Here is a 3,041-nt window from a genome sequence, read left to right as displayed (position 1 = left end):
CCTAACTGATTAGCTGCTTGTTTTATACTTAATAATTTACTCATAGTGAGTAATTATAGATATTTTTATGTAGATTTGTGATTACTGTTTGTAACCCTTGGTTTTGGATGTTCCCAATGGCAACGCTTGCCATCAGTATGACCGCCTTTCTGGCCCTAGCCATTCCTTGGACCATTGTTGCGTGGAAAGATCCTGCCTCACTACGCAAATATAAAATCCAACAAAAGCCATTTGAAGTCAAAAAATTCTTAATGCCGTCAATTGGCCGAATCATCATCAATAACATCATAGTTGCCGCACTACTGGTCTTGGTTTGGCCTTTATTGAAGCTCACTGGTGTGCATAATGGCGAGTTGCCGGCTTGGTATATCATCATCGCTCAGCTGTTTTTCTTTGTTCTGCTCGATGACTTTTTGTACTACCTCATGCATCGCAAAATGCATGAAAACAAATGGCTAATGAAGAACATTCACAGCGTGCACCACCGTGTTCACAACACCTGCGCCATTAATGGCAACTATATGCATTGGGTTGAATACACCCTGACTGCTTCGTTGACACTGGTGGGACCAATTTTGTTGGGTGCGCACATTTATGTGGTTTGGTTATGGGTAATTTTGCGTCAAGTTGAAGGGGCTGATGGTCATATTGGCTATGACATCCCTTGGAATCCTGCTCATTTATTTCCTCTTTATGAAGGGCCTGTCTATCACGATTTTCATCATGCCAAATTCAAGGGAAACTACGCCGGCTGCTTACCTTATCTCGATAGATACTTGGGGTAAACACACATCCCCGCTTATCTAAGATATGTAAAAGCCAGACGCCGAGGGTTTAGCCCAGATGAAATAGAACAGTTTGAGGTGGATGCTAAGAAACGCAAACGCACATTAAAAAGCCACCGTATCAACAAGGCAACTCCTTGATAACGATGGCTCTTAATTAGCGAAAATAGAGAAATAGATCCTAAGTAGATAGACCGTAAAAAAGGTTTAGGTATAGACGGTCTGTCTATGTCTAGTCTTTAGGCCTAGTCAAAGAAGCCGTGGCGGGAAGCACGACATTGCGAAAGTACTTTGACTCACCCTCAACTGTCTTATCAACCTCTTTGATAAGGTCTTCTATCAGATCATCGTATAACCCATGCTGCAGTTCAGTTTCAAAAGCAGTCAGCGGGTGTTTGCGAGCGGCAACCCGTACTTCAGTTACCCCTTGCTTGGTATAAAAAATATTGACGCTACCATCACTATTTAGCACACAATTAAGCTCACCCCCATCCACTTTCAAATGGATACGTTCAGGCATGAAGATATAGTCTTCAACATCGGTTAATTGTTTTTCAACTTCTTTTTTAAATAACGACTTAATATCAAACACAGTAAAACTCCAAATAACTCATTTTTTAGCATTTATAGTTTATTAATATATATTACAAAACCGGATGCTTATATTAAGTTATCAAGTGTAAAACTACGTTTAATATTAGAAAATGAGACAGTGATTAGGTTTCCATCTCACTCACCAACCACTGCTCAAAACCACTTACTTGATCCGCCAAATCCGCCCGTTCTACCTTAAGAGTCTCTAGCTTAGCTTTCACATCAGTGATGGTATATTTAGTCTCAATCAGGGCTTGTTTTAACTCATCAATCAGCTCGACATTCAAGGCATCAGAGAAGATAACCACATCGGTAATTACCGCTTGCTGTACATCCAAATGCAAATCAATAATACCCCAATCAAAGCGGGTCTCGATATGATGGGAGAAGGCAGGCGTTTTACCAAAGCGCCAGATCCAGTCCGCCATTTGCTCATAATATTTATTGAGATGAGGCTCTTTTTTTAATGAAGCTTCGTCTAGCTCCTCAACCTCCACCGTTTGGCCATAATACTCACAAAAAGCTTCGATAATCGCTTCCGACAGGCTTTCATGGGTAACAGTTTCATTAAAATCTACTAAGTTGGCAACCCGTGAACGAACTGATTTAATCCCCTTAGCTTGGAGTTTAAGCGGATGCGGATTTAGGTAATCGCCTAGCTTTTGCATATTGGCATTGACCAGTACAGTGCCATGATGGAAGCTGCGGTCAATTGAGTGTTTAAAAGCACTGCCAGATATTTTTCGATCGCCCACCTGCATATCATTGCGGCCTGATTGCGTGGCCTCAATGCCTAATTTTTTTAGGGCATTAATAATAATTTTGAAGTTAGCATCTTGGTTGTAATCTTCTCTGGGGGATAAAAAAGTAAAGTTGGTGTTGCCCAAATCATGGAATACCGCCCCGCCCCCACTTTGACGACGTGCCAAATAGACGCCGTCCTCTTCCATCTTATCGGTTTTACATTCTACCCAAGGATTTTGGGAACGGCCGATAACTACGGTCTCTGCGTTTCGCCATAAAAATAAGGTGTGTGAATCTGGGTCCAGCTCTTGGAAAATCCAGTCTTCAGTGGCCAAGTTAAACCAAGGGTTGGTGACTTCTGACTTTAATATTCTTAACTCCATCATGATTATCTCTTATTGGATTCGATTTTTAATCTTGTAAACATTATCTTCGATAGGTTTTTTTATTATTGTTGCTGATAGCCTATTAAAGCTCAATTAAAGTTTGGTAGTTAAGTGATTCCCCAATATTCAATTCAGAGTCATTGAATGTTTAATTGATAAGTTAGTTTAACTTATCTAATTATTTCTGTAATATTATAAAATATTACTTTTTGTAAAAATTTTACTCTTATTATTCAGTTTAGAAGTGATTATCTAAGTCGAATTTTAATAGTAAGCTATTTTTATTACAAAAAATCTGACAACTAACTGATAGGGAGATTAGCTCATGAACTCATTTTTAAACTTCGATAACTTTATTACCCGTTCCGAAAAACTTACCTAACCCTACTCACATAGTTTTAGAGTTTTCTTCCTGCTTCATAGACGTCTGCCATTGTGATTACACTCAGGTCTTACATCGTCTCCACAGGCTAACACGGTGGAACTCACCGCTTTTTTTAACCCATCAGTGATGGGTTAACACTTTATCTGC

Annotated in this window: 3 protein-coding genes; 1 reads left to right on the top strand and 2 read right to left on the bottom strand. The window is 39.6% G+C overall.

All coding sequences use genetic code 11. From position 1 onward, the window contains the following. Positions 1 to 116: 116 nt before the first annotated feature. Positions 117 to 785: a sterol desaturase family protein gene (locus A1232T_RS12960; RefSeq protein ID WP_208606957.1), complete on the top strand. Its 669-nt coding sequence runs from the start codon at positions 117 to 119 to the stop codon at positions 783 to 785. Positions 786 to 1,017: 232 nt separating this feature from the next. Here A1232T_RS12960 and A1232T_RS12955 read toward each other — a convergent pair whose 3' ends face one another. Together A1232T_RS12955 and lplA are read right to left on the bottom strand one after the other, a co-directional pair. Beyond that, positions 1,018 to 1,377, bottom strand: coding sequence for a hypothetical protein (locus A1232T_RS12955; RefSeq protein ID WP_077449781.1), 360 nt, complete (start codon positions 1,375 to 1,377; stop codon positions 1,018 to 1,020). A 124-nt stretch (positions 1,378 to 1,501) separates the two neighbouring features. Then, a complete protein-coding gene (lplA, locus tag A1232T_RS12950; protein WP_244152476.1) occupies positions 1,502 to 2,509 on the bottom strand; it encodes a lipoate--protein ligase in 1,008 nt (335 codons plus the stop codon). Positions 2,510 to 3,041: the final 532 nt, after the last annotated feature.

Origin of the sequence: Psychrobacter pasteurii, from assembly GCF_900162815.1 — a bacterium.
Taxonomy (GTDB): Bacteria; Pseudomonadota; Gammaproteobacteria; order Pseudomonadales; family Moraxellaceae; genus Psychrobacter; species Psychrobacter pasteurii.
Note: the sequence above shows the minus strand (reverse complement) of the source record. Positions and strands in the feature narration are given on the sequence as shown.